The organism is uncultured Microbacterium sp. (assembly GCF_947488465.1).
Lineage (GTDB): Bacteria > Actinomycetota > Actinomycetes > Actinomycetales > Microbacteriaceae > Microbacterium.
Genome location: NZ_CANKZA010000001.1, coordinates 595,271 through 617,944, shown reverse-complemented (window position 1 = coordinate 617,944; position 22,674 = coordinate 595,271). Strand labels below are relative to the sequence as shown.

Here is a 22,674-nt window from a genome sequence, read left to right as displayed (position 1 = left end):
GCACACGATACGAGGTAGAATGGTCGGATGCCGCGGCTTCGTCGCCGCGCGACAGTCTTCCCCGCCGCCAGATCCCAGGAGGTTCCCCGTGGCTGCACGTGACCAGGGCATCATCGACCCGCCCATCGACTCGCTCCTCGAGAAGGTCGACTCGAAGTACCAGCTCGTGATCTACGCATCCAAGCGTGCCCGTCAGATCAACGACTACTACTCCGACCTGCACGAGGGAAACCTCTTCGACAACGTCGGCCCGCTCGTCGATTCGCACGTCGAGGACAAGCCGCTGACGATCGCGATGCACGAGATCCACGAGGACAAGCTGCGCCTTCGCGCCGCCGAGTGAGGTCATGACGCCGTAGGGCGTCTCCATGCCCGCGTTCTCCGTTTGTCGGAGACCGCGGGCATGATGGTGTGTACCCCCGAGAACCTGGAGCATCGATGAGCGCCCTGCGTCTGTTCACATCCGAGTCCGTGACCGAAGGTCACCCGGACAAGATCTGCGATCAGATCTCGGACTCGATCCTCGATGCACTGATCGAGGTCGACCCGGGCAGCCGTGTGGCGGTGGAAACCCTGGTGACCACGGGTCTCGTGCACGTCGCCGGAGAAGTGCGCAGTGAAGGCTACGTCGACATTCCGGGGATCGTCCGCCGTGTCGTCAATCACATCGGATACACCTCGAGTGAGACCGGCTTCGACGGCGACTCGTGTGGCGTGACGGTATCGATCGGCGAGCAGTCCAGCGACATCGCCGCGGGCGTGGACAATGCCATCGAGCACCGCGAAGGCGGATCGAGCGATCCGATCGACGCGCTCGGCGCGGGCGATCAGGGGATCATGTTCGGGTACGCGACGAATGAGACCCCCCAGCTCATGCCGATGGCGATCTGGACGGCACACCGGCTGGCCGAGCGGCTGACCGAGGCGCGGCGCTCGGGGGCGCTGGGGTTCCTGCGCCCGGACGGCAAGACGCAGGTCACGCTCGGCTACGACGGCGCCGTTCCACGCTCGGTCGAGACCGTGGTGCTGTCGACGCAACACAACCTCGACATCTCGATTCCGGCGCTCCGCGCGGCGGTACAGGCCGAAGTGATCGATCCCGTCCTCGCGCAGACGGGCCTGGATCTCTCCGACGTGCAGTACGTCATCAACCCGGCCGGCCCGTTCGTGACGGGTGGCCCGAAGGGCGACGCCGGACTCACGGGACGCAAGATCATCATCGACACGTACGGTGGCGCCGCCCGCCACGGCGGCGGTGCGTTCAGCGGAAAGGACCCGTCCAAGGTCGACCGCTCCGCCGCGTACGCCATGCGATGGGTCGCCAAGAACGCCGTCGCGGCGGGCCTCGCCGACCGACTGGAAGTTCAGGTCGCCTATGCCATCGGCCGCGCGGCTCCCGTCGGGCTTTACGTCGAGACATTCGGTTCGGGCCATGTCGCCGACGAGGTCATCACTCGCGCGATCCGCGACGTCTTCGACCTGCGCCCGCAGGCGATCATCGACGAGCTCGACCTGCTGCGTCCGATTTACGCCCAGACCGCGGCTTACGGTCACTTCGGCCGAGAGGTGCCCGAGTTCACGTGGGAGCAGACGACTCGCGTCGAGGAACTGCGCGCGGCCGCCGGCCTCTGACCGGCCGTGACCACCGTCGCGCGGGTGCTGATCGACTCCCCGCTGCCGCAGCTCGACCGCCTGTTCGACTACGCCATCCCGGCGGAGCTCGCCGCGGATGCGGTGCCCGGAGTCCGCGTGAAAGTGCCGTTGCGTACCGCGGGGCGGGTCGTCGAGGGGTATCTCGTCGAGATCGGTGAGGCCGAACCTTCGGTACGCCCGCTGTCGGAGCTCGACAGCGTGATCTCCTCCGTTTGCGTCTTGCCGCCCGCGTTGTACGCGCTGGCCCGACGCGTCGCCGATCGCGCCGCGGGTGGCGCCGGCGACGTCCTGCGGCTCGTTGTCCCGAAGCGTATGGTGCGGGCCGAGAAGACCTGGCTCGGCTCAGCACCGCCCGACATGCCCCTGGTCAGCGCAGATGCGACCGACTGGGCTTCCGGCATCCTGGCGCCCTTTGCGGGGGTGACGGATGCCGTCGCCTCCGGTGCGCGGCTCGCGCTCGACGCGCCGCCGCGACCGAGCCGCGATCGCGTCGGAGGCGCATGGGCGGATCTCCTCGCGGCGCTCGCCGTGCACACGCTTGCGGCCGGGCGCAGTGCGCTGCTCGTCGTCCCGGACCAGCGCGATCAAGACCAGGTCCTCGCCGCGCTGGCGGAGCGTGCTCCCGAAGAATCGGTGCTCCGGGACGATGCCCGAAGGTCCGGTCCAGAACGTTACGCGAGCTATCTTCGGATCCTCGCACCGGTGCCGGTGATCGTCGTCGGCAACCGTTCGACCGTGTACGCCCCGGCCCATGACGTCGGCTGTGTCGTCATCTGGGATGACGGCGATCCTCTCCTCGCCGAACCGCTGAGCCCCGGCGTGCATGCCCGCGACGCCGCGCTTGTGCGTCAGGAGCTCGAGGGGAGCGCGCTCGTCTTCGCGGGGCATACCCGCACGACGGATGTCGAACGTCTCGTTCAGCTCGGCTGGGTCCGCGATCTTCCCGCCGAGCGCCGGGAGAGCCCGACCGTCATCCTGTCGGCGACGCGCGAGGGCGAGTCTCGCGGTGCGCGCGTTCCGTCCGCCGCCTTCGCGGCAGCCCGGGAGGCTCTTCAGCACGGGCCGGTCCTCGTCCAGGTCGCCCGGCCCGGTTACTCGCCCGTGCTCGTCTGCGCCGATTGCCGCACTCCGGCCCGGTGCGCACACTGCGCGGGGCCGCTGCGCGCGACGCGCGCCGGCGCAACGCCGGACTGCGGATGGTGCGGCCGCTCGGCGCCCACATGGTCGTGCGCGAACTGCCAGTCCACGAAGCTCCGTATGGCTTCGTCCGGAAGCGAGCGCACGGCGGACGAGCTCGGCCGGGCGTTCCCCGGCATCCGGATCATCGTCGCCGACGGTGCGCACCCGATCACCCAGGTGGATGATCGGCCTGCCCTCGTGATCGCCACGCGCGGCGCCGAGCCGCACGCGGCCGGGGGCTTCCGCGCGATCATCCTGCTGGACGGCGACCGGATGTTGATGGCCGAACAACTGCGGATCGGAGAATCGTGTCTGCGCTGGTGGTCGGACGCTGCGGCGCTGGCGGCGCCGGGCGCGCCCGTCCACCTGGTGGGGGTGTCGGGGCCCGTCGCCCGGGCGCTCGCCACCTGGACGCAACCTGCCTATGCGCGCGCGGAGCTGGCCGACCGCGGCCCGCTCTCGATGCCACCCACGGTGCGTGTGGCTGCCGTCGAAGGTGCCTCGAGCACCGTGTCGGCGACGCTCGACGGGCTCCGTCAGGCGGTATACGGCCTCGGTCCGACCGCGCTTCTCGGCCCCGTGCCGCTGGAGAGTGGGGGAGTGCGCGCGCTCGTCCGCTTCGACTACGCCCAGGGCGCGGCGGTCGCCGAGTATCTGCGCGCGGCAGTCGTCGCCGACGCGCTACGCGCTCGTCGCGCCGCGAAGGACCGTGGCCCGCGAACTACACTCAAGGTGCGGCTCGACGTGCCCGAGCTTGATCTGTGAGGAACCCCCATGCGCATTGTCTTCGCGGGGACACCCCTGCCCGCTGTCCCCTCGCTCCGCGCGATTGCGGCATCCCGCCACGACCTCGTCGGCGTCGTCACGCGCACGGACGCGCCGCTCGGCCGCAAACGCATTCTGACGCCGTCGCCGGTTGCCGCTCTCGCCGCCGAACTCGGGGTGACGACGATCAAGACCGACCGGCTCGATGCTCACGCGACGCACGCGGTGACCGACCTCGCTCCGGATCTCGGCGTCATCGTCGCCTACGGCGGGCTTGTGCGTGAGCCGCTGCTCGCGACTCCGCGTCACGGGTGGATCAACCTGCACTTCTCGCTTCTTCCGCGCTGGCGCGGCGCCGCACCCGTGCAGCACGCGCTGATCGCCGGTGACACGGTCACCGGGGCGAGCGTCTTCCGCCTGGTCGCCGAACTGGATGCCGGGGATGTTTTCGGCGAGGTCCGCTACAGCGTTCCCCGCGGCGCGACGGCGGGTGACGTCCTCGATGCACTGGCGGACGTCGGCGCTGCACTCCTCGTCGACGTGGTCGATGCGATCGCGGCGGGGACCGCGGTGGCACGTCCCCAGTCGGGGGAATACACACTCGCTCCCAAGCTCACCCTCGCCGACGGCGCGCTGGATTTCCGTGTCCCCGCCGACACGGTGATCCACCGCTTCCGCGGGACGACCCCCGAGCCCGGCGCGCACACCTCGGTCGGCGGGCAGCGGCTGAAGATCCTCGCGGCGCACCGGGGTCCCGACACGGATCTCGCTCCGGGCGCACTCTCGCTCATCGAGCGCGACGTGGTCGTGGGCACCGCCGCCGGTACTGTGCTCCTGCAGACGGTTCAGCCCGCGGGTAAGGGTCCGATGGCCGCCGACGACTGGTGGCGCGGACTGCGGCTCGATGATCCCCGCGTCGACACCGCACCGGAGGTGCGCGCATGAGCGCTCCGTCCCCGCGCTGGGTCGCCTACGACACGCTCCGCGCGGTCACCGAATCCGACGCCTACGCGAACCTGCTGCTCCCGCGCGAACTCCGCCGGGCCGGGATGTCGGGCCCGGACGCCGCCTGGGCGACCGAATTGACCTACGGCACCCTCCGTCATCAAGGCACCTACGACGCGATCATCGCGGATGCCGCGGGTCGCCCGCCCGCCGAGATCGATCCGCCGGTGCTCGACGCCCTCCGCCTCGGCGTGCATCAGCTTCTGGCGATGCGCACGCCCACCCATGCCGCGGTGAACGAGACCGTTCGCCAAGTCCGTCACACGGCCGGGGCATCCGCATCGGGGTTTGCGAATGCCGTCCTCCGCCGCGTGTCCGAGCGCACCGCGGAGGAGTGGGCTGCCCGCCTCGAGCGCGGCGCGCGCTCCGACGACGAACGTCTCGGCCTTCGCTACGCACATCCGGTCTGGGTGATCCGGGCGTTCCGCCGTGCTCTCGCCGCCGAAGGGCGCGCCGACGAACTCGACGCGCTGCTCGCCGCCGACAACGACGCACCGGCGGTGACGATGGCCGCTCTGCCGGGGCTCGCCGCGAGGCCAGCGGAGGCCTCCTCAACCCCGTATTCCCCGATCGGCTTCCGCCTGGGCGGGGGAGATCCCGGGCCCGTGATCGCGGCCGCCGACGGCTGCATTCGCGTGCAGGACGAAGGCTCCCAGCTCGCCGCGCTCGCGCTGACGCGGGCCACCCCGGTGCGGTCCGGGGAGCGCTGGCTCGATCTCTGCGCGGCGCCCGGGGGGAAGACCGCGGTCCTCGCCGCCGAAGCTCTCGCCTCAGGCGCCTCCGTCGAAGCGAACGAACTCTCCTCGATCCGAGCCAAGCTCGTGCGCGACTCCGTCGCCGGGGTTCCCCTCGAGGTGCCGGTGTCGGAGGAAGACGGCCGCACGCGCGCGGCGCGCGGCCGGTACGACCGCATCCTCGTCGATGCGCCGTGCACCGGGCTCGGCGCGCTGCGCCGCCGCCCCGAGGCCCGTTGGCGGAAGAGCCCCGTCGATGTCCCCGACCTCACCGAGCTTCAGGGCGGCCTGCTCACAGCCGCGATCGAGGCTGTGGTCCCGGGCGGGATCGTGGCGTACGTCACCTGTTCGCCGCATTTGGCCGAGACGTCGGGTGTGGTCGCCGAGGCGCGGCGGCGGTTCGGCGATGCGATCGAAGAACTCGATGCGCGCGCCGTCCTGGCATCCGTGTCGGACACCGACATCGACCTGCCCGCGCAGCTCGACGGCTCCGGGCGCGCACAGCTCTGGCCCCACCGCCACGGCACGGACGCGATGTCCATCTCGCTCCTGCGGCGCCGCTGAGGGGATCCTTCGCGGGGCAGGTGCTGCCGCATCCGTCCGCGGAAGCGACCACACCTGCCCCCTGAACCCGCGCGTGGCCGCGTCGCGGGGCGTTCGCGGGGCAGGTGTTGCCGCATCCGCCCGGGGAAGCGACCACACCTGCCCCTGAACCCGCGCCGGCGCAAGCCCGCAAGTAGGGTGGATGCCGTGTCCGACAGCGTTCGCATCAATCCCAGCATCCTGGCCGCCGACTTCGTGAACATGCAGGCCGAGCTCGCCCGCATCTCCGGCGCTGACTTCGTGCACGTCGACGTCATGGACAACCATTTCGTGCCGAACCTCACGTTCGGGCCCCAGATGGTCGAGCGCATCCAGGCGACGAGCCCGGTGCCGCTCGACGTGCATCTCATGATCAGCGACCCCGAACGGTGGGCTCCGCAATATGCCGAACTCGGCGCGGCCTCGGTGACGTTCCATCTGGAAGCGGCGACCGATCCGATCCCGCTCGCACGTCGCTTGCGCGAGATCGGTGCCCGTGCGGGAGTCGCGGTGAAGCCCGCGACGCCGATCGATGGGCTGCTCGACGTCCTCGACGAGTTCGATCAGATCCTCGTGATGACCGTCGAGCCCGGATTCGGGGGCCAGAGCTTCATGGCCGACCAAATGCCCAAGCTCGCCCACTTACGTGCCGAAGCGCGTCGGCGCGGGTCGCAGGTCTGGCTCCAGGTCGACGGGGGGATCGCGGAATCGACGATCGCGCAGGCCGCCGAGGCGGGAGCCGACACGTTCGTGGCCGGTTCAGCCGTGTTCGGCGCCGACGACCCAGACCGTGCGATCGCAGCCCTTCGCAGTGAGGCCGTACGTCACCACCGGCACTGAGAACGGCTCACCCATCGACGTGGATGCGTCCGCCGACCGTGTCCAGCTCCTCGCGGAGCACCGCGCGTGCCGCCGGGTGCAGCCGTGTCAGCGCGCTCAGGTCGACCACGAACGACCGACGAAGCGCAACACCTCGTTCCGGCCGAGCGCTTCGAGGGCGAGGGCGAAGACGAACGGCTTCGACATCAACTGAATCGTGAAGCTGCTGTCCGCGTCGCCGACGGCCGTCAACCGTCCACTCGGGGATATATGCGGCGAGGTCGCCGGCATCCTGCTCACGGACGTCGTCGAGGACACCGGCGAGCATGGCGTGGATCGGGTCCACGGGGCGACCCTATCGGCGGCGGACAGGTCATCATTGCCGGTAACCTGTCAGGGTGAAGACTTTCGATGCCCTCTTCGCGGAGCTCACCGCGATCGCCGCGCAGCGTCCCAAAGGTTCCGGCACGGTGGCCCAACTCGATCGTGGTGTCCACGCGATCGGCAAGAAGATCGTCGAAGAGGCTGCCGAAGTCTGGATGGCGGCCGAGTACCAGTCGGATGACGAGACGGCCGAGGAGATCTCGCAGCTCCTCTACCACCTGCAGGTGCTGATGATCTCGAAGGGCCTCACCCTCGAGGACGTCGGCCGACATCTCTGAGCGCGCCCCTCACCTGCCGCTCACGACCCGAAAGCCCCGCAACATGCTGCGAATTGCCGTGCCGAACAAGGGCTCGCTCGCCGAGACCGCCGCCGAAATGCTCGCGGAGGCCGGATACACCGGCCGTCGCGACCCGAAAGACCTGCACGTGATCGACCCGGTCAACGAGGTCGAGTTCTTCTACCTGCGCCCCAAAGACATCGCGACTTATGTCGGGTCCGGCGCGCTGGATGTCGGAATCACCGGCCGTGATCTGTTGCTCGATGCGCGGATGCCGGGCGCCCGCGAGATCGAAGCTCTGGGCTTCGGCGCCTCGACCTTCCGTTTCGCGGGCCCTCCCGGGTCGTTCTCCGAAATCAGCGACCTCGAGGGGCTGCGGGTTGCCACGGCCTATCCCGGGCTCGTCGACGGGTTCCTGGACGAACAGGGTGTTGCGGTGGATCTCGTGCCCCTGGATGGCGCGGTCGAGTCGGCGGTGCAACTCGGCGTCGCGGATGCGGTCGCCGACGTGGTCTCCACCGGGACCAGCCTCAAGCAGGCGGGGCTGGAGATCTTCGGGCCCGTGGTCCTGCAGTCCGAGGCGGTTCTGATCGGCGCACCCGAGGAAGCTCCGGGGACCGAGACGCTGCTGCGTCGCCTGCGCGGGGTGCTCGTCGCGCGCCGGTTCGTCCTCATCGACTACGACTTGCCGGCCGACCTCGTCGACGCCGCCGTCGCGCTGGCGCCCGGTGTCGAATCGCCCACGATCTCGCCGTTGCGCGATCCGGCCTGGGTGGCGGTTCGGGTGATGAGCCCGCGATCGAGCGTCAATCAGGTCATGGACGCGCTCTACGCGATCGGGGCGCGGGCGATCCTGGTCACGGCCATCCACAACGCGAGACTCTGATGACCCTCGCGTGCCGGGTCATTCCCTGCCTCGATGTCGCGGCCGGCCGTGTCGTCAAGGGTGTGAATTTCGAGAACCTGCGCGATATGGGCGACCCCGTCGAACTCGCGGCCCTGTATTACGCCCAGGGCGCCGATGAGCTGACCTTCCTCGATGTGACGGCGACGGTCGATGACCGCTCGACGACGTACGACGTCGTGAGACGCACCGCCGAAGAAGTCTTCATCCCGTTGACCGTCGGCGGGGGAGTGCGCTCCGCGGAGGATGTCGCCCGCCTCCTCGGCGTCGGGGCCGACAAGGTGGGGGTCAACTCCGCCGCCATCGCCCGCCCCGCCCTCATTGGCGAGATCGCCGACCGCTTCGGCGCACAGGTGCTCGTCCTCAGCCTTGATGTCAAGCGGTCGGATGCGACCCGCTCGGGTTTCGTCGTGACCACGCACGGCGGCCGCACCGCCACGACCCTGGACGCGCTCGAGTGGGCGCGCGAGGCGATTGAACGCGGAGCCGGTGAACTCCTGGTCAACTCGATCGATGCCGACGGGACGCGCGACGGCTTCGACCTCGAGCTCGTGGCCCTCATGCGCGAGGTGTCGAGCGTTCCGGTGATTGCCTCGGGCGGCGCCGGCAACGTCGCCGACTTCGCCCCCGCCGTCCGCGCCGGGGCCGATGCGGTGCTCGCGGCATCCGTCTTCCACTCCGGTCTGCTGTCGATCGGCGATGTGAAGAACCAGCTCGCCGACGACGGAATCGAGGTACGCCGGTGAGTGACGTGCGAATCGATCGGGTCCGCTTCACCGCGGACGGGCTGGTTCCGGCGGTCATCCAGCAGCACGACACGCGCGAGGTCCTCATGCTCGGGTGGATGGATGCCGAGGCCCTCCGCCGCACCCTGACCGAAGGTCGCGTGACCTTCTGGTCCCGCTCGCGCCAGGAGTACTGGCGCAAGGGTGACACGTCCGGCCACGCGCAGTTCGTCAAGGATGCCCGCCTCGACTGCGACGGTGACACGCTTCTCATCGAGGTCGATCAGGTGGGCGCGGCGTGTCACACCGGCGATCGGACGTGTTTCGACGCCGATGCCCTCCACCCCGTGATCGGCGCGCGGTGACTCGGCGCGAACGCGTGTGGGCGGTGCTCGCGATCGTCGCCGGCGGTGCGATTGCGATCATTTCGTCGACCCAGACGTGGATGGACGTCACGCTCCGCGCGGGCGCGACCGAACCCATCCCCGTCCCGGGAGCCGCGGCGGTGACGTTGCTCGCACCACTCAGCCTCGCCGCTCTCGCCCTCGGACTGGCGATGACGGTCGTCGGACGGGCGCTGCGGTACGCGTTCGGCGGAACCGCGGTGTTCATCGGTGTCGCCCTGTGTGTACAGGCGCTCCGCGTCGGTTTCGCCCTGCCCATCGACGCGATCGCGGCCACGGTCACCACCACCACCGGCCTCACCGGCAACGACGCGGTCGCCGGGCTCGTCATATCCATCACGGCGACGATCTGGCCCTACCTCACCGGGATCGCCGGCATCGTGATCGCTCTCGGCGGCTTCCTGACCCTGGCTACGGGGCACCGTTGGGCCTCCGGCGGACGCCGCTACCAGGCGACGGGCGGGTCCGCACCGGCATCCCGCCCGCACGACGCGATCGACTCGTGGGATGACCTCTCGCGCGGCGACGATCCGACCTCCCGCTAGACTTCTACGCAGACATACGCGCCACCGAAGGAGAACCATGGGCGACTCGATCGAAGACCCCGGCCACGGACATTCGCCGGCTGCCTGGACCGCCGTCGTGATCATGCTCATCGCGGTCACGCTCGGCACGCTGTTCTTCTTCCTCGACATTCCCGCGCTCGTGTGGGCCTCCGCCGGACTCCTCGCGATCGGCGCCATCGTCGGCTGGGCCATGGCCCGCGCGGGCTATGGCGCCCACGGCGACAAGTACACGCCGAAGCAGCACTGACGTGCTCGACGGCCTGACGGCCGGCGCGGTCGCGGACGCGGAGGCTCGTGCAGCGACGCGACCTCTCCAGGTCGTGGAGAAGACCGCCCTGGCCCAGCCCCCCGCTCGCGACGCACTGACGGCGCTCAGCCCGGCCGAGCGTGTGAAGATCATCGCCGAGGTGAAGCGTGCGAGCCCGTCTCGCGGCGACCTTGCTGAGATTCCCGATCCGGCGTGGCAGGCATCCTTGTACGAGCAGGGCGGCGCGTCGGCGATCTCCGTGCTCACCGAAGGCCGGAAGTTCAAGGGCTCGCTTGCCGATCTCGAGGCCGTCAAGGCACGGGTGTCGCTCCCGGTCCTGCGCAAAGACTTCATCGCCACGCCCTATCAGGTGCTCGAAGCGCGGGCATCCGGCGCCGACCTGGTGCTCCTGATCGTCGCGGCGCTCGAACAGCCGCTCCTCGCGGAGCTGCACACTCTCGTCCTCGAGCTCGGCATGACCCCGCTGGTGGAGACGCACTCCCGCGACGAGGTGAGCCGCGCGAGCGATCTGGGCGCAAAGCTCATCGGCGTGAATGCACGGAACCTGTCGACCTTCGAGATGGACCGCGATCTGTTCGGCTCGCTGGCCGAACATTTCCCAGCGGATGCCGTCAAGATTGCCGAGTCGGCAGTCCTCACGCCCGCGGACGTCCAGCACTACCGCGCTGCGGGCGCCGATGTCGTCCTGGTCGGCGAAGCCCTTGTCACGAACGACCCCGTCACGACCCTGACGGCATTTTTGGAGGCCGGCGCATGAGCCTGCGTGACCAGCACGGACCGTTTTTCGGTGAGTTCGGCGGACGCTACATGCCGGAATCCCTCATCGCGGCGATCGACGAACTGACCGCGGTCTATGAGGCGACCAAGGGCGACCCGGAGTTCGCAGCCGAGTTGACGTCGCTGCTGCACTCCTACGCGGGGCGTCCCTCGGCGCTCACCGAGGTGCCGCGATTCGCCCAGCACGCCGGGGGAGCCCGCATCTTCCTCAAGCGCGAGGACCTCAATCACACCGGATCGCACAAGATCAACAACGTTCTCGGTCAAGCTCTGTTGACGAAGCGGCTGGGCAAGACCCGCGTGATCGCCGAGACGGGAGCCGGTCAACACGGTGTGGCGACCGCGACAGCGGCGGCGCTGTTCGGCTTCGACTGCACCGTGTACATGGGTGAGGTCGACACCGAACGGCAGGCGTTGAACGTCGCACGGATGCGGCTGCTCGGCGCCGAGGTGATTCCGGTCACGACCGGATCGCGCACGCTGAAAGACGCGATCAACGAGGCGTATCGCGACTGGGTTGCCTCTGTCGAGACGACCAACTACATCTTCGGCACCGCCGCCGGTCCGCACCCGTTCCCCGCAATGGTCCGCGACTTCCAGAAGATCATCAGTGAAGAAGCCCGCGAGCAGCTCCTGGCCGAGACAGGCCGTCTGCCCGATGCCGTTGTGGCCTGCGTGGGCGGAGGATCCAACGCGATCGGCATGTTCGACGCGTTCCTCGACGATGAGAATGTGCGCCTCTACGGTGTCGAGGCTGCCGGTGACGGCGTCGACACTCCGCAGCACGCGGCATCCATCGAACGCGGGCGACCGGGTGTGCTGCACGGCGCGAAGACCTATGTCCTCCAGGACGAGGACGGTCAGACGGTCGAGTCACACTCGATCTCCGCCGGACTGGATTACCCCGGCGTCGGACCGCAGCATGCGTGGTTGTCCGACATCGGACGTGCGACCTACATTCCGGCGACGGATACCGAGGCGATGGACGCATTGCGACTTCTCAGCTGTACCGAAGGCATCATTCCGGCGATCGAGTCGGCACACGCCCTTGCCGGAGCGCTGCGCCTCGGCCGGGAGCTCGGCCCCGACGCGGTCATCGCCGTGAACCTCTCCGGCCGCGGCGACAAGGACATGGATACGGCCGCGAGGTGGTTCGGCCTGTACGACGATGAGACAGGCCCGGTCGAGGCGGGCCCGTCCGCCGACGCCGCGACCGGTGAAGGGATCGAGCTATGAGCCGCGTCGCTGCGGCGATCGACGCCGCCCGCGCCGAGGGCCGGGGCGCCTTCATCGGCTACCTCCCGCTCGGGTACCCCGATCTGCAGACCAGCATCGATGCCGCTGTCACACTTGCGGAGAGCGGCGCTGACATCCTCGAGCTGGGCCCGCCGTATTCTGATCCGGTGATGGACGGCACCGTCATCCAAGAGGCAACCGTGGCAGCCCTCGCGGGCGGATTCCGCATGCGGGATACGTTCACGGCCGTCCGGGAGATCACGGCGCGCGTGGACGTGCCCGTGCTCGTGATGACGTACTGGAACCCCGTCATGCAGTACGGCGTCGATCGGTACGCGGACGAGCTGCTCGCTGCCGGAGGCGCGGGCCTCATCACACCCGACATCACACCCGATTCAGCCGCCGAGTGGGTCGCCGCGTCGGAACGCACCGGTCTCGACCGCGTCTTCCTGGCAGCGCCGACCTCGACCGATGAGCGCCTCGACATGATCGCGAGGGCGTCCACCGGCTTCGTCTACACGGTGTCCACGATGGGCATCACGGGAGAGCGCGCCGAGTTGGATGCCGCGGCCCGCGCGCTCGTCGGGCGGCTCCGCTCCCACGGCGTCGAGCACGCGTGCGTGGGCATCGGAATCTCCACCCCGGAGCAGGTCGCCGGGGTCGTCGGCTATGCCGATGGCGCGATCGTGGGCACGGCGCTCGTGCGTGCACTCCGCGACGGTGGCATCGAGGGCCTGGCGGCCGAAGCGCGCGCCCTCGCCACCGGTACCGCCCGCTCCTGACCCGAGGATCCCGCCCGGCGGGCGCTCCCCGTCGCTCTTCGGCTCTGCCGGCGACGAACTCCGCAGAATGTCACCAACTCCGCACCGATTTCCGGCATCCGGTGCGGACATCGCAACATTCTGCGGACATCGTGCGGTGTGAGCGCGGCGTCGACGGCTCTCGGTCCCACTGAAGGCGAGCGGGATGCCGCGGACACGTCGCGCGGCGGGGCGCATTCGCGGAGCGAAGTAGACTTCCTTCGTGCTTTCCTCCGCCGCCGTCGTGACTTCCCTCCCGAGCCCGAGCATCAGCTCCTTCGCGCTCGGACCGTTCACCATCTACTTCTATGCCCTGTGCATTCTTGCGGGCATTGTCGTCGCCGCGATCATGACCAACCGTCGTTTGACCAAGCGCGGCGCAGAGCCGTGGGTCGTCATCGACATCTGCCTGCTGGCCGTACCGCTGGCCATCATCGGCGCACGGATCTTCCACGTCCTGACCCACCCGGACTTCTACTTCGGCGAGGGGAAGAACATCTGGGCGATCTTCTTCATCTGGGAAGGCGGGATCGCGATATTCGGTGCGCTCATCGGTGGCGCGATCGGAGCCTGGCTCGGATGCCGGTGGACCGGCATCCGGTTCTGGAGTTTCGCGGATGCTCTCGCCCCGGGGCTTCTCCTCGCGCAGGCGATGGGCCGGTTCGGAAACTGGTTCAACCAGGAGCTGTTCGGTCTTCCGACCGACCTGCCGTGGGGCTTGCAGATCGACTATCCGAACCCGGCGTGGCCCGCGGGTCTGCCGGAGGGGACGCTGTTTCACCCGACCTTTCTCTACGAAGTGATCTGGAACGCGCTCGGTGTGCTCGTGCTGCTCTGGGTGGGCAGGCAGTTCCGCCTGCAGTGGGGCCGTCTGTTCGCCCTCTACCTGGTCTGGTACAGCGCGGGACGTATCGTGTGGGAGTCGATCCGCATTGATCCCAGCGAGATCTTCTTCGGACTGCGCACGAACGTCTGGGCAGCGATCTTCGGTGTCGTCGTCGGGCTCGTCATCTTCTTCGTCCAGAAGCGGCGCCACCCGGGCCTCGAGCCGTCGCCGTACCAGCGTGGACGCGAATGGTCCGCCGACGGGGCTGTACACTCACAGAACATCGATGACTTCGTGGACGTGAGCGCACCCCCCTCGTCCGAAGTCACCGCAGGCACCGCCACAAGCGCCACCGCCGCCAAGTAACGCATCAGGGCCGACGTCGTCCCACCTTGAATCAAAAGTGAGGACGGTTGCCATGCAAGCGAGCCCCCGCCACAGTGTCGGTACCTCCGGTGGATCATTCCCCGAGGCGCAGGGCATGTACAACCCGGCGTTTGAAAAGGACGCCTGCGGGCTGGCCATGGTCGCCACGCTCCGCGGTCACGCGGGTCACGACATCGTTCAGCTCGCGCTGGAAGCCCTTCGCAACCTCGAGCACCGCGGTGCAATCGGGTCGGATGCCGGTACCGGCGACGGCGCGGGCATCCTCACGCAGATGCCCGACGCGTTCCTTCGCGAGGTCGTCGACTTCGACCTGCCTCCGGTCGGCGAGTATGCCGCCGGGATGGCCTTCCTGCCGCTCGACGATGACGCGCGCTCTGAGATCAAGGCCGGCGTCGAGGAGATCGCCCTTTCCGAAGGCTTGACGGTGTTGGGGTGGCGCGAGGTGCCGACCGAGCAGGAACACCTCGGAAAGCTCGCGCACGCCGCTCGTCCCGCTTTCGAGCAGCTCTTCGTCTCGCGCCCGCCGGTGGGTGACGCGCCCGCCCTCAGCGGGATCGAGCTCGACCGTCGGGTGTACCGCCTTCGCAAGCGCGCACGCCACGAGCACGACGCCTACTTCGTCTCGCTGTCGGCTCGGACGCTGGGCTACAAAGGCATGGTCACGACACTGCAGCTCGAGCCGTTCTACCCGGATCTGCAGGACGAACGCTTCCAGAGCGAACTGGCCGTCGTCCACTCCCGCTACTCCACGAACACGTTCCCGTCCTGGCCGCTCGCGCAGCCGCTACGGATGCTGGCGCACAACGGTGAGATCAACACCGTCGGCGGCAACCGCAACTGGATGCGTGCCCGCCAGTCGCAGCTCGAGTCCGAGCTGATCGGTGACGTCCGCCCGCTCCTGCCGATCTGCACGGTCGGCGCGAGCGACTCGGCCTCGTTCGACGAGGTACTCGAACTGCTCACGCTGACCGGTCGCAGTCTTCCGCACGCCATCATGATGATGGTGCCGGAGGCCTACGAGAAGCAGGCCGACATCACGCCCGAATTGCGCGCCTTCTACGAGTACCACTCCATGCAGATGGAACCGTGGGATGGGCCCGCCGCGCTCATCTTCACCGACGGCACGCTCGTCGGTGCGACGCTGGACCGCAACGGACTCCGTCCCGGGCGCTGGACCGAAACCACCGATGGACTCGTCGTCATCGGCAGCGAAACCGGCGTGCTCGATTTCGAACCGTCGCGAATCAAGCGGCGCGGCCGCCTCCGCCCCGGCCGCATGTTCCTCGTCGACACCGCCGCCCAGCGCATCATCGAAGACCACGAGATCAAGGCGCAGCTTGCCGCGCAGGAACCGTGGCAGGAGTGGCTGGATGCCGGACGCGTTCGCCTGAAGGACCTTCCGGAACGCGAGCACATCGTCCACCCCATCGCCTCGATCACCCGCCGCCAGCGCACGTTCGGCTACACCGAGGAGGAAGTGCGCATCCTCCTCACCCCGATGGGCCAGAACGGCGCCGAGCCGCTGGGCGCCATGGGATCGGATGCCCCGATCGCGGTGTTGAGCGAGCGTCCGCGCCTGTTGTTCGATTACTTCACGCAGCAGTTCGCCCAGGTGACCAACCCGCCACTGGACTCGATTCGCGAAGAGGTCGTCACTTCGCTCGCTCTCGGCCTCGGCCCGGAGCGCAACCTCCTGTCGTGGGGACCCGAGCACACGCGTACGATCACGCTCGATTTCCCGGTGATCGACAACGATGAGCTCGCGAAACTCCAGAACATCGACAAGGCTCTGCCCGAGCGTCGCTCGGTGACGATCCGCGGTCTGTACCGCGCTGATCAGGACCCGCAGTCCCTCCAGAGCCGTCTGGAAGAGATGTGCGCCGAGGTGGATGCCGCCATCGAGGACGGCGTCGAGTTCATCGTCCTGAGTGACCGTGACTCGAACCAGGAGTTCGTCCCGATCCCGTCTTTGCTGATGGTGTCGGCAGTGCACCACCACCTGATCCGGCGGGAGAACCGGATGAAGGTCGGACTGGTGGTCGAGGCGGGCGACGTCCGCGAGGTTCACCATGTCGCGACTCTGATCGGGTACGGCGCCTCGGCTGTCAACCCGTACCTCGCGATGGAGACCGTGGAGTACCTCGTCCGCGCCGGATTCATCACGGGGATCTCGCCGGCGAAGGCTGTCAAGAACCTCATCTACGCCCTGGGCAAGGGCGTCTTGAAGATCATGTCGAAGATGGGGATCTCCACCGTCTCGTCGTATGCCGGTGCCCAGGCGTTCGAAGCCGTGGGGCTGTCGAAGGAATTCATCGCCCAGTACTTCACCGGCACCGAGACCAAGCTCGGCGGCGTCGGTATCGCCGAGATCGCGATCGAGAACGAAGCGCGTCACGCGTACGCGTATCCCGAGGATGGCGCGGCGCGCGCACACGAGCGCCTCTGGACCGGCGGCGAATACCAGTGGCGCCGTGACGGCGCTCCGCACCTGTTCACACCCGACACGGTGTTCCGCCTGCAGCATTCGACGCGGGAGCGCCGCTACGACGTCTTCCGGGAGTACACGAAGCTGGTCGATGACCAAGCCGCCGAGCTGAAGACGCTCCGCGGCATGTTCGGGCTCAAGACCGCGGGGCGCCAGCCCGTGCCGATCGATGAAGTCGAGCCGGTGTCCTCGATCGTCAAGCGCTTCTCGACGGGCGCGATGAGTTACGGCTCGATCTCGAAAGAGGCGCACGAGACGCTCGCGATCGCGATGAACCGCATCGGCGGCAAGTCGAACACCGGTGAGGGTGGCGAAGACGTCGACCGGCTCCTCGACCCCGAGCGTCGCAGCGCGATCAAGCAGGTGGCATCCGGACGCTTCGGCGTCACCAGCATGTACCTCACCCACGCCGACGACATCCAGATCAAACTCGCGCAGGGTGCCAAGCCTGGCGAAGGCGGGCAGCTGCCGCCGGCGAAGGTGTACCCGTGGATCGCGCGCACCCGTGGCGGGACACCGGGTGTCGGACTCATCTCGCCCCCGCCGCACCACGACATCTATTCGATCGAAGACCTCAAGCAGCTGATCTTCGACCTCAAGCGGGCGAACCCCGCCGCGCGTGTCCACGTGAAGCTCGTGAGCCAGTCCGGGATCGGCGCGGTTGCGGCGGGCACGGCGAAGGCCCTCGCCGACGTGATCCTCGTGTCCGGGCATGACGGAGGCACCGGCGCGAGCCCGCTCAACTCGCTCAAGCACGCGGGCACGCCGTGGGAGCTCGGCCTCGCCGAGACCCAGCAGACCCTCATGCTCAACGACATGCGGGACCGCGTCGTCGTGCAGGCCGATGGCCAGCTCAAGACCGGCCGGGACGTCATCATCGCCGCGCTCCTGGGCGCGGAAGAGTTCGGGTTCGCCACGACCGCGCTCGTCGTCGAGGGATGCATCATGATGCGCGTCTGCCATCTCGACACCTGCCCCGTGGGTGTCGCGACGCAGAACCCGGTGCTGCGATCCCGGTTCTCGGGCAAGCCCGAGTTCGTCGTGAACTTCATGGAGTTCATTGCGCAAGAGGTCCGCGAATACCTCGCTGAACTCGGCTTCCGCAGCCTCGACGAGGCGGTTGGGCGCAACGAACTGCTCGACGTGAACGGTGCGATCGAGCACTGGAAGGCCAGTGGCATGGACCTCACCCCGATCCTGGAAGGACCGGCTTTCGCCTCGGACGTGCCACGGCGGAACACGCGTCATCAGGATCACGAACTCGAGCAGCACTTCGATGTGCCGCTGATCGAGCAGGCCCAGGACGTCATCGCCCACGGCGGTCACTTCGAGGTCTCGCTGCCGATCCGCAACACCGAGCGCGCCGTCGGTACCATGCTGGGCAATCGTGTCACGTTGGCACACGGCGTCAACGGCCTGCCCACCGGCTCGATCGAAGTGAACCTCACGGGTTCAGCCGGCCAGTCCTTCGGGGCTTTCCTGCCGCCGGGAATCACCCTGCGCCTGGAGGGTGACTCGAACGACTATGTCGGCAAGGGTCTCTCCGGGGGGCGCATCGTCGTCCGTCCGCCGCGGCAAGCATCCTTCAACGCCGCGCAGAACGTCATCGCCGGAAACGTCATCGGCTACGGCGCGACGCAGGGGAGCATGTTCCTCCGCGGTGTCGTGGGTGAGCGGTTCCTGGTCCGAAACTCGGGAGCCACGGCGGTCGTCGAGGGCGTGGGCGACCACGCGCTCGAGTACATGACCGGTGGCCTCGCGATCATCCTCGGCGCGACGGGTCGCAACCTCGGCGCCGGGATGTCGGGAGGGACGGCGTACATCCACAAGCTCGACCGCACGCTCGTCAACCGCGAAGCACTCACGACGGGCGAGCTCGAGCTTCTCGAGCTCGGCTCCGGTGACGTCGAGATTCTCCGCGACCTGCTCGAACAGCACGTCGCCGAGACCGAGTCGGCGCTGGCCGCCGGCATCCTGGATGATTTCGAGGCCGAGGCCGCGAACTTCGTCCGTGTCCTGCCGCGCGATTACGCCGCGGTCCTGCAGACCCGTCAAGACGCGGTCGCGGAGGGGCTCGACCCCGACGGCGACGTCGTCTGGACCCGCATCATGGAGGTGACCGGTGGCTGATCCCAAAGGCTTCCTGAAAGTCACCGAGCGCGAACTTCCCGCGCGTCGGCCTGTTCCTGTCCGCATCATGGACTGGAAAGAGGTGTACGAACCGGGCGACACTGCGGTTCTGCGCCGCCAGGCAGGGCGCTGTATGGACTGCGGTATCCCGTTCTGCCACAAGGGCTGCCCCCTCGGGAACCTGATCCCCGAGTGGAACGACCTCATGTGGCGCGGCGAGGGCCGCGCGGCCATTGAGCGTCTGCATTCGACGAACAACTTCCCCGAGTTCACCGGACGCCTGTGCCCGGCGCCGTGCGAGAGCTCGTGTGTGTTGGGGATCAACCAGCCCGCGGTCACGATCAAGCAGATCGAGGTCTCCACGATCGACGAGGCGTTCGCGAACGGCTGGGTCGAGGCGGAGCCTCCGGGGCGCCTCACCGGCAAGACGATCGCGGTGGTCGGTTCGGGCCCCGCCGGGTTGGCCGCCGCGCAGCAACTCACACGCGCCGGCCACACGGTCGCGGTGTACGAGCGCGACGACCGCATCGGCGGACTGCTGCGTTACGGGATCCCCGATTTCAAGATGGAGAAGCGTCACATCGAGACGCGCCTGCGTCAGATGCAGGATGAGGGCACCCGCTTCCGCGCGGGTGTCGAGATCGGCGTCGACATCACGTGGGACGACCTGCGGGCCCGTTACGACGCCGTGGTGATCGCCACCGGATCCACACTGCCGCGGGAGCTCGCGATCCCCGGGCGCGATCTTGCCGGCGTGCACTTCGCGATGGAATATCTCGTCGAGTCCAACAAGGCCGTCGCGGGCGACCAGGTGCCGCACCAGATCCACGCAGAAGGCAAGCATGTCGTCGTGATCGGCGGCGGCGACACCGGTGCCGACTGCATCGGTACCGCGCACCGTCAGGGCGCGTTGAGCGTGACGAACCTCGCGATCGGACAGCAACCGCCGGCCGAGCGTCCGGGGCACCAGCCGTGGCCGATGGACCCGCACGTGTTCGAGGTGTCCTCCGCGCACGAGGAGGGCGGTAAGCGAACGTATCTCGCCTCCACCGTCGAGTTCCTCTCCAACGACGCCGGCGAAGTTCGGGCCGTGCGCGTGGCCGAGACCGAGTTCGTCGACGGCCGTCGCGTCCCCAAGAGCGGCACCGAGCACGAAATACCCGCCGACCTGGTTCTGATCGCGATGGGTTTCACCGGCCCGGAGCGCGGCACCCTGGACGATCAACTCGGTATCGTGTTCACGGGCCGCGGCAACGTTGATCGCGGCGACGACTACCAGTCGACCGCCCCCGGCGTGTTCGTGGCCGGCGACGCCGGCCGTGGCCAATCCTTGATCGTCTGGGCGATCGCGGAGGGCCGTGCGGCCGCCGCTGCCGTGGACGAATACCTCATGGGGCGCACGACCCTGCCGTCGCCCGTCGCTCCGCGCGACGTGGCCATCGGCCTCCTCCCCGCGTAGGCTGAAACCATCCCCGATAAACCGAAGAACGACCGACCGGAGTCAGTGAAGTGAGACGCGCGAAGATCGTCGCCACCCTCGGTCCCGCCACATCCTCGTACGAGATGGTTCGCGCCATCATCGACGCGGGTGTCGACGTGACACGATTCAACCTCAGCCACGGCGACTACGCCGAGCACGATGCCCGCTGGGCCAACGTGCGCAAGGCCGCAGACGATGCGGGGCGCGCTGTCGCCATCCTCGTCGACCTGCAGGGCCCCAAGATCCGCCTCGGAAAGTTCGCGGCCGGCCCGCACGATCTGGCCGTCGGCGATGTCTTCAAGATCACGACAGAAGACATCATCGGCACGAAGGAAATCGTCTCGACGACCTTCAAGGGGCTGCCCGGCGACGTGACTCCCGGTGACCAGCTGCTCATCGATGACGGCAAGGTCCGCGTCGAGGTCACGGCTGTGGACGGCCCCGTCGTGACGACGAAGGTCCTCGTGGCCGGTGCCGTCTCGAACAACAAGGGAATCAACCTGCCCGGAGTTGCCGTGAGCGTTCCCGCGCTGTCGGACAAGGACGAGTCGGACCTCCGGTGGGGTCTGCAACACGGATGCGACCTGGTCGCACTGTCGTTCGTGCGCAACGCCGCCGACGTCACCCGCGTGCACGAGATCATGGCGGAAGAGGGCCGCAAGGTTCCGGTCATCGCCAAGATCGAAAAGCCGCAGGCTGTCGACAACCTCGAGGAGATCATCGACGCCTTCGACGGCATCATGGTCGCCCGTGGCGACCTCGGTGTCGAGCTTCCCCTGGAGGCCGTGCCGATCGTCCAGAAGCGCGCCGTCGAGCTCTGCCGTCGTATGGCGAAGCCCGTCATCGTCGCGACGCAGATGCTCGAGACGATGATCGAGAACCCGGTCCCCACCCGCGCCGAGACGAGCGACGTCGCCAACGCCGTCCTCGACGGCGCGGACGCGGTCATGCTGTCCGGCGAGACCAGCGTCGGAAAGTACCCCGTCGGCGTCGTCGAGACCATGGCGCGGATCGTCGCCTCCACAGAGGAGCACGGTCTCGACCGCATCGCGAAGGTCACCGCGCGTCCGCGCACCCAGGGTGGCATCATCACGCTCGCCGCGAATGAAGTGGCCGAGTTCGTCGAGGCGAAGTACATCTGCATCTTCACCGAGTCGGGCGACACGGCGCGTCGCATGTCGCGCCTGCGCCCCGGCATCCCGATGATGGCCTTCGCCGCCGACCCGGCGATCCGTCGTCGTATGACGCTCACGTGGGGTGTGCAGTCCACCCTCGTCGAGCACGTCGCCCACACCGACCTGATGTTCCTGCAGGTGGACGACTTCTTCCTCGGCAACGGCCTTGCGGCCGAGGGCGACAAGGTCGTCGTGATCTCCGGATCCCCTCCAGGAATCGAAGGAACGACCAACGACATCCGTATCCACCGGATCGGTGATGCCGTGCACGGCAAGGCGCCGATCTACAAGGCCGAGGCCTGACGCGCGATACACATGAGAAGGGCGGATGCCGGGGGAGACCCGGGCATCCGCCCTTCTCTTCGTGCCGGTGGTGGGAGTCGAACCCACACGACCTTTCGGTCAACCGAGTTTGAGTCGGTCGCGTCTGCCATTCCGCCACACCGGCCTGTGCCTGATCGACGATACCGTAGGATTCAAAGGTGACTGAGCAGGAACTGACCCCGCCGCCCTCGGCAACCGCCCCGCGCCGCGTCGTCGTCGCCGAGGACGAATCGCTGATCCGCCTGGATATCGTCGAAATCCTCCGCGACAACGGCTTCGATGTCGTCGGTGAGGCGGGTGACGGAGAGACCGCTGTACAGCTGGCAACCGAGCTTCGTCCGGACCTCGTGATCATGGATGTGAAGATGCCGATCCTCGACGGCATCAGCGCCGCCGAGAAGCTCTCGAAGAACCACGTCGCTCCGGTCGTGTTGCTCACCGCGTTCAGCCAGAAGGAGCTCGTCGAGCGGGCGAGTGAAGCGGGAGCCCTGGCGTACGTCGTCAAGCCCTTCACCCCGAACGACCTGCTGCCGGCGATCGAGATCGCCCTGGCGCGCTACGAGCAGATCATCACGCTCGAGGCCGAGGTCGCCGACATGGTCGAGCGCTTCGAGACCCGCAAGCTCGTCGATCGGGCCAAGGGCCTCCTGAACGAGAAGATGGGCCTCAGCGAGCCGGAGGCGTTCCGCTGGATTCAGAAGGCCTCGATGGACCGCCGCCTCACGATGCAGGACGTCGCGAAAGCGATCATCGAGCAGCTCTCCCCGAAGAAGGGCTGAGTCCGCTCC

General features: G+C 68.2%; 21 protein-coding genes and 1 tRNA gene. 20 read left to right on the top strand and 2 right to left on the bottom strand.

Annotated elements, in window-relative coordinates:
- Window positions 1–88: 88 nt before the first annotated feature.
- From rpoZ to rpe, 6 genes are all read left to right on the top strand, one after another.
- Complete coding sequence (rpoZ, locus tag Q0653_RS03025) at window positions 89–343, top strand: DNA-directed RNA polymerase subunit omega (RefSeq protein WP_203190174.1); 255 nt, start codon at window positions 89–91, stop codon at window positions 341–343.
- Between the two features lie 95 nt (window positions 344–438).
- Window positions 439–1,632 (top strand): methionine adenosyltransferase, encoded by a 1,194-nt coding sequence (gene metK, locus Q0653_RS03020; protein ID WP_298742405.1) that lies wholly within the window; start codon window positions 439–441, stop codon window positions 1,630–1,632.
- A gap of 6 nt (window positions 1,633–1,638) precedes the next feature.
- Window positions 1,639–3,597, top strand: a complete 1,959-nt coding sequence (locus Q0653_RS03015) for a primosomal protein N' (protein WP_298942467.1) — start codon at window positions 1,639–1,641, stop codon at window positions 3,595–3,597.
- Between the two features lie 9 nt (window positions 3,598–3,606).
- Entirely contained in the window at window positions 3,607–4,542 is a 936-nt protein-coding gene (locus Q0653_RS03010; protein WP_298942465.1) for a methionyl-tRNA formyltransferase, read from the top strand.
- A complete protein-coding gene (locus Q0653_RS03005) occupies window positions 4,539–5,900 on the top strand; it encodes a transcription antitermination factor NusB (RefSeq protein WP_298942463.1) in 1,362 nt (453 codons plus the stop codon). Before Q0653_RS03010 ends, Q0653_RS03005 begins: the two co-directional genes overlap by 4 nt.
- A gap of 186 nt (window positions 5,901–6,086) precedes the next feature.
- A complete protein-coding gene (gene rpe / locus Q0653_RS03000; RefSeq protein ID WP_298942461.1) occupies window positions 6,087–6,758 on the top strand; it encodes a ribulose-phosphate 3-epimerase in 672 nt (223 codons plus the stop codon).
- A gap of 96 nt (window positions 6,759–6,854) precedes the next feature.
- Here the strand turns inward: rpe and Q0653_RS02995 are convergent, their stop codons facing one another.
- Window positions 6,855–6,944: a hypothetical protein gene (locus tag Q0653_RS02995; protein WP_298943111.1), complete on the bottom strand. Its 90-nt coding sequence runs from the start codon at window positions 6,942–6,944 to the stop codon at window positions 6,855–6,857.
- Window positions 6,945–7,135: 191 nt separating this feature from the next.
- Between Q0653_RS02995 and Q0653_RS02990 the strand changes: the two genes are divergently transcribed.
- The 13 genes from Q0653_RS02990 (at window position 7,136) to pyk (ending at window position 21,865) form a co-directional block, all read left to right on the top strand.
- On the top strand, window positions 7,136–7,399 hold the full coding sequence (locus Q0653_RS02990; RefSeq protein ID WP_298942459.1) for a phosphoribosyl-ATP diphosphatase: 264 nt from the start codon (window positions 7,136–7,138) through the stop codon (window positions 7,397–7,399).
- A 43-nt stretch (window positions 7,400–7,442) separates the two neighbouring features.
- Window positions 7,443–8,285 carry an ATP phosphoribosyltransferase gene (gene hisG, locus Q0653_RS02985; protein WP_298742412.1) on the top strand — a complete coding sequence of 281 codons (843 nt, stop codon included), beginning with the start codon at window positions 7,443–7,445 and terminating at the stop codon, window positions 8,283–8,285.
- Entirely contained in the window at window positions 8,285–9,049 is a 765-nt protein-coding gene (gene hisF / locus Q0653_RS02980) for an imidazole glycerol phosphate synthase subunit HisF (RefSeq protein ID WP_298742413.1), read from the top strand. Before hisG ends, hisF begins: the two co-directional genes overlap by 1 nt.
- Before the next feature lie 5 nt (window positions 9,050–9,054).
- Window positions 9,055–9,393, top strand: coding sequence for a phosphoribosyl-AMP cyclohydrolase (gene hisI, locus Q0653_RS02975; protein ID WP_298943108.1), 339 nt, complete (start codon window positions 9,055–9,057; stop codon window positions 9,391–9,393).
- Window positions 9,390–9,977, top strand: a complete 588-nt coding sequence (locus Q0653_RS02970; protein WP_298942457.1) for a Trp biosynthesis-associated membrane protein — start codon at window positions 9,390–9,392, stop codon at window positions 9,975–9,977. Before hisI ends, Q0653_RS02970 begins: the two co-directional genes overlap by 4 nt.
- Before the next feature lie 37 nt (window positions 9,978–10,014).
- Window positions 10,015–10,245 (top strand): DUF6704 family protein, encoded by a 231-nt coding sequence (locus Q0653_RS02965; RefSeq protein WP_298942455.1) that lies wholly within the window; start codon window positions 10,015–10,017, stop codon window positions 10,243–10,245.
- A gap of 1 nt (window position 10,246) precedes the next feature.
- Window positions 10,247–11,023 (top strand): indole-3-glycerol phosphate synthase TrpC, encoded by a 777-nt coding sequence (trpC, locus tag Q0653_RS02960; RefSeq protein WP_298942453.1) that lies wholly within the window; start codon window positions 10,247–10,249, stop codon window positions 11,021–11,023.
- Window positions 11,020–12,279 (top strand): tryptophan synthase subunit beta, encoded by a 1,260-nt coding sequence (trpB, locus tag Q0653_RS02955; RefSeq protein ID WP_298942451.1) that lies wholly within the window; start codon window positions 11,020–11,022, stop codon window positions 12,277–12,279. Before trpC ends, trpB begins: the two co-directional genes overlap by 4 nt.
- A complete protein-coding gene (gene trpA / locus Q0653_RS02950) occupies window positions 12,276–13,061 on the top strand; it encodes a tryptophan synthase subunit alpha (protein WP_298942449.1) in 786 nt (261 codons plus the stop codon). The genes trpB and trpA overlap by 4 nt, the downstream gene beginning before the upstream one ends.
- A 241-nt stretch (window positions 13,062–13,302) precedes the next feature.
- Window positions 13,303–14,271, top strand: coding sequence for a prolipoprotein diacylglyceryl transferase (lgt, locus tag Q0653_RS02945; RefSeq protein ID WP_298742419.1), 969 nt, complete (start codon window positions 13,303–13,305; stop codon window positions 14,269–14,271).
- A gap of 52 nt (window positions 14,272–14,323) precedes the next feature.
- Window positions 14,324–18,907, top strand: a complete 4,584-nt coding sequence (gene gltB / locus Q0653_RS02940; RefSeq protein ID WP_298942446.1) for a glutamate synthase large subunit — start codon at window positions 14,324–14,326, stop codon at window positions 18,905–18,907.
- Window positions 18,900–20,366 (top strand): glutamate synthase subunit beta, encoded by a 1,467-nt coding sequence (locus tag Q0653_RS02935; protein WP_298942445.1) that lies wholly within the window; start codon window positions 18,900–18,902, stop codon window positions 20,364–20,366. The genes gltB and Q0653_RS02935 overlap by 8 nt, the downstream gene beginning before the upstream one ends.
- Window positions 20,367–20,416: 50 nt before the next feature.
- The gene (gene pyk, locus Q0653_RS02930; protein ID WP_298742421.1) at window positions 20,417–21,865 is read left to right on the top strand and encodes a pyruvate kinase; all 1,449 of its coding nucleotides are present in this window, start codon (window positions 20,417–20,419) and stop codon (window positions 21,863–21,865) included.
- A gap of 62 nt (window positions 21,866–21,927) precedes the next feature.
- On the opposite strand, the gene Q0653_RS02925 is transcribed toward pyk, so the two are convergent.
- Window positions 21,928–22,010: transfer RNA gene (locus Q0653_RS02925), tRNA-Leu, on the bottom strand.
- A gap of 34 nt (window positions 22,011–22,044) precedes the next feature.
- On the opposite strand from Q0653_RS02925, the gene Q0653_RS02920 reads away from it, so the two are divergent.
- Complete coding sequence (locus Q0653_RS02920; RefSeq protein ID WP_298742422.1) at window positions 22,045–22,665, top strand: response regulator; 621 nt, start codon at window positions 22,045–22,047, stop codon at window positions 22,663–22,665.
- Window positions 22,666–22,674 lie beyond the last annotated feature (9 nt).

Excerpts from the sequence above, each read along its gene's own strand:
- Q0653_RS02965 (WP_298942455.1), top strand. The coding sequence starts at position 10,015 with ATGGGCGACTCGATCGAAGACCCCGGCCACGGACATTCGCCGGCTGCC.
- metK (WP_298742405.1), top strand. The coding sequence starts at position 439 with ATGAGCGCCCTGCGTCTGTTCACATCCGAGTCCGTGACCGAAGGTCAC.
- gltB (WP_298942446.1), top strand. The coding sequence starts at position 14,324 with ATGCAAGCGAGCCCCCGCCACAGTGTCGGTACCTCCGGTGGATCATTC.
- Q0653_RS02995 (WP_298943111.1), bottom strand. The coding sequence starts at position 6,944 with ATGTCGAAGCCGTTCGTCTTCGCCCTCGCCCTCGAAGCGCTCGGCCGG.
- Q0653_RS03005 (WP_298942463.1), top strand. The coding sequence starts at position 4,539 with ATGAGCGCTCCGTCCCCGCGCTGGGTCGCCTACGACACGCTCCGCGCG.
- Q0653_RS03010 (WP_298942465.1), top strand. The coding sequence starts at position 3,607 with ATGCGCATTGTCTTCGCGGGGACACCCCTGCCCGCTGTCCCCTCGCTC.
- trpB (WP_298942451.1), top strand. The coding sequence starts at position 11,020 with ATGAGCCTGCGTGACCAGCACGGACCGTTTTTCGGTGAGTTCGGCGGA.
- hisF (WP_298742413.1), top strand. The coding sequence starts at position 8,285 with ATGACCCTCGCGTGCCGGGTCATTCCCTGCCTCGATGTCGCGGCCGGC.
- trpA (WP_298942449.1), top strand. The coding sequence starts at position 12,276 with ATGAGCCGCGTCGCTGCGGCGATCGACGCCGCCCGCGCCGAGGGCCGG.
- hisG (WP_298742412.1), top strand. The coding sequence starts at position 7,443 with ATGCTGCGAATTGCCGTGCCGAACAAGGGCTCGCTCGCCGAGACCGCC.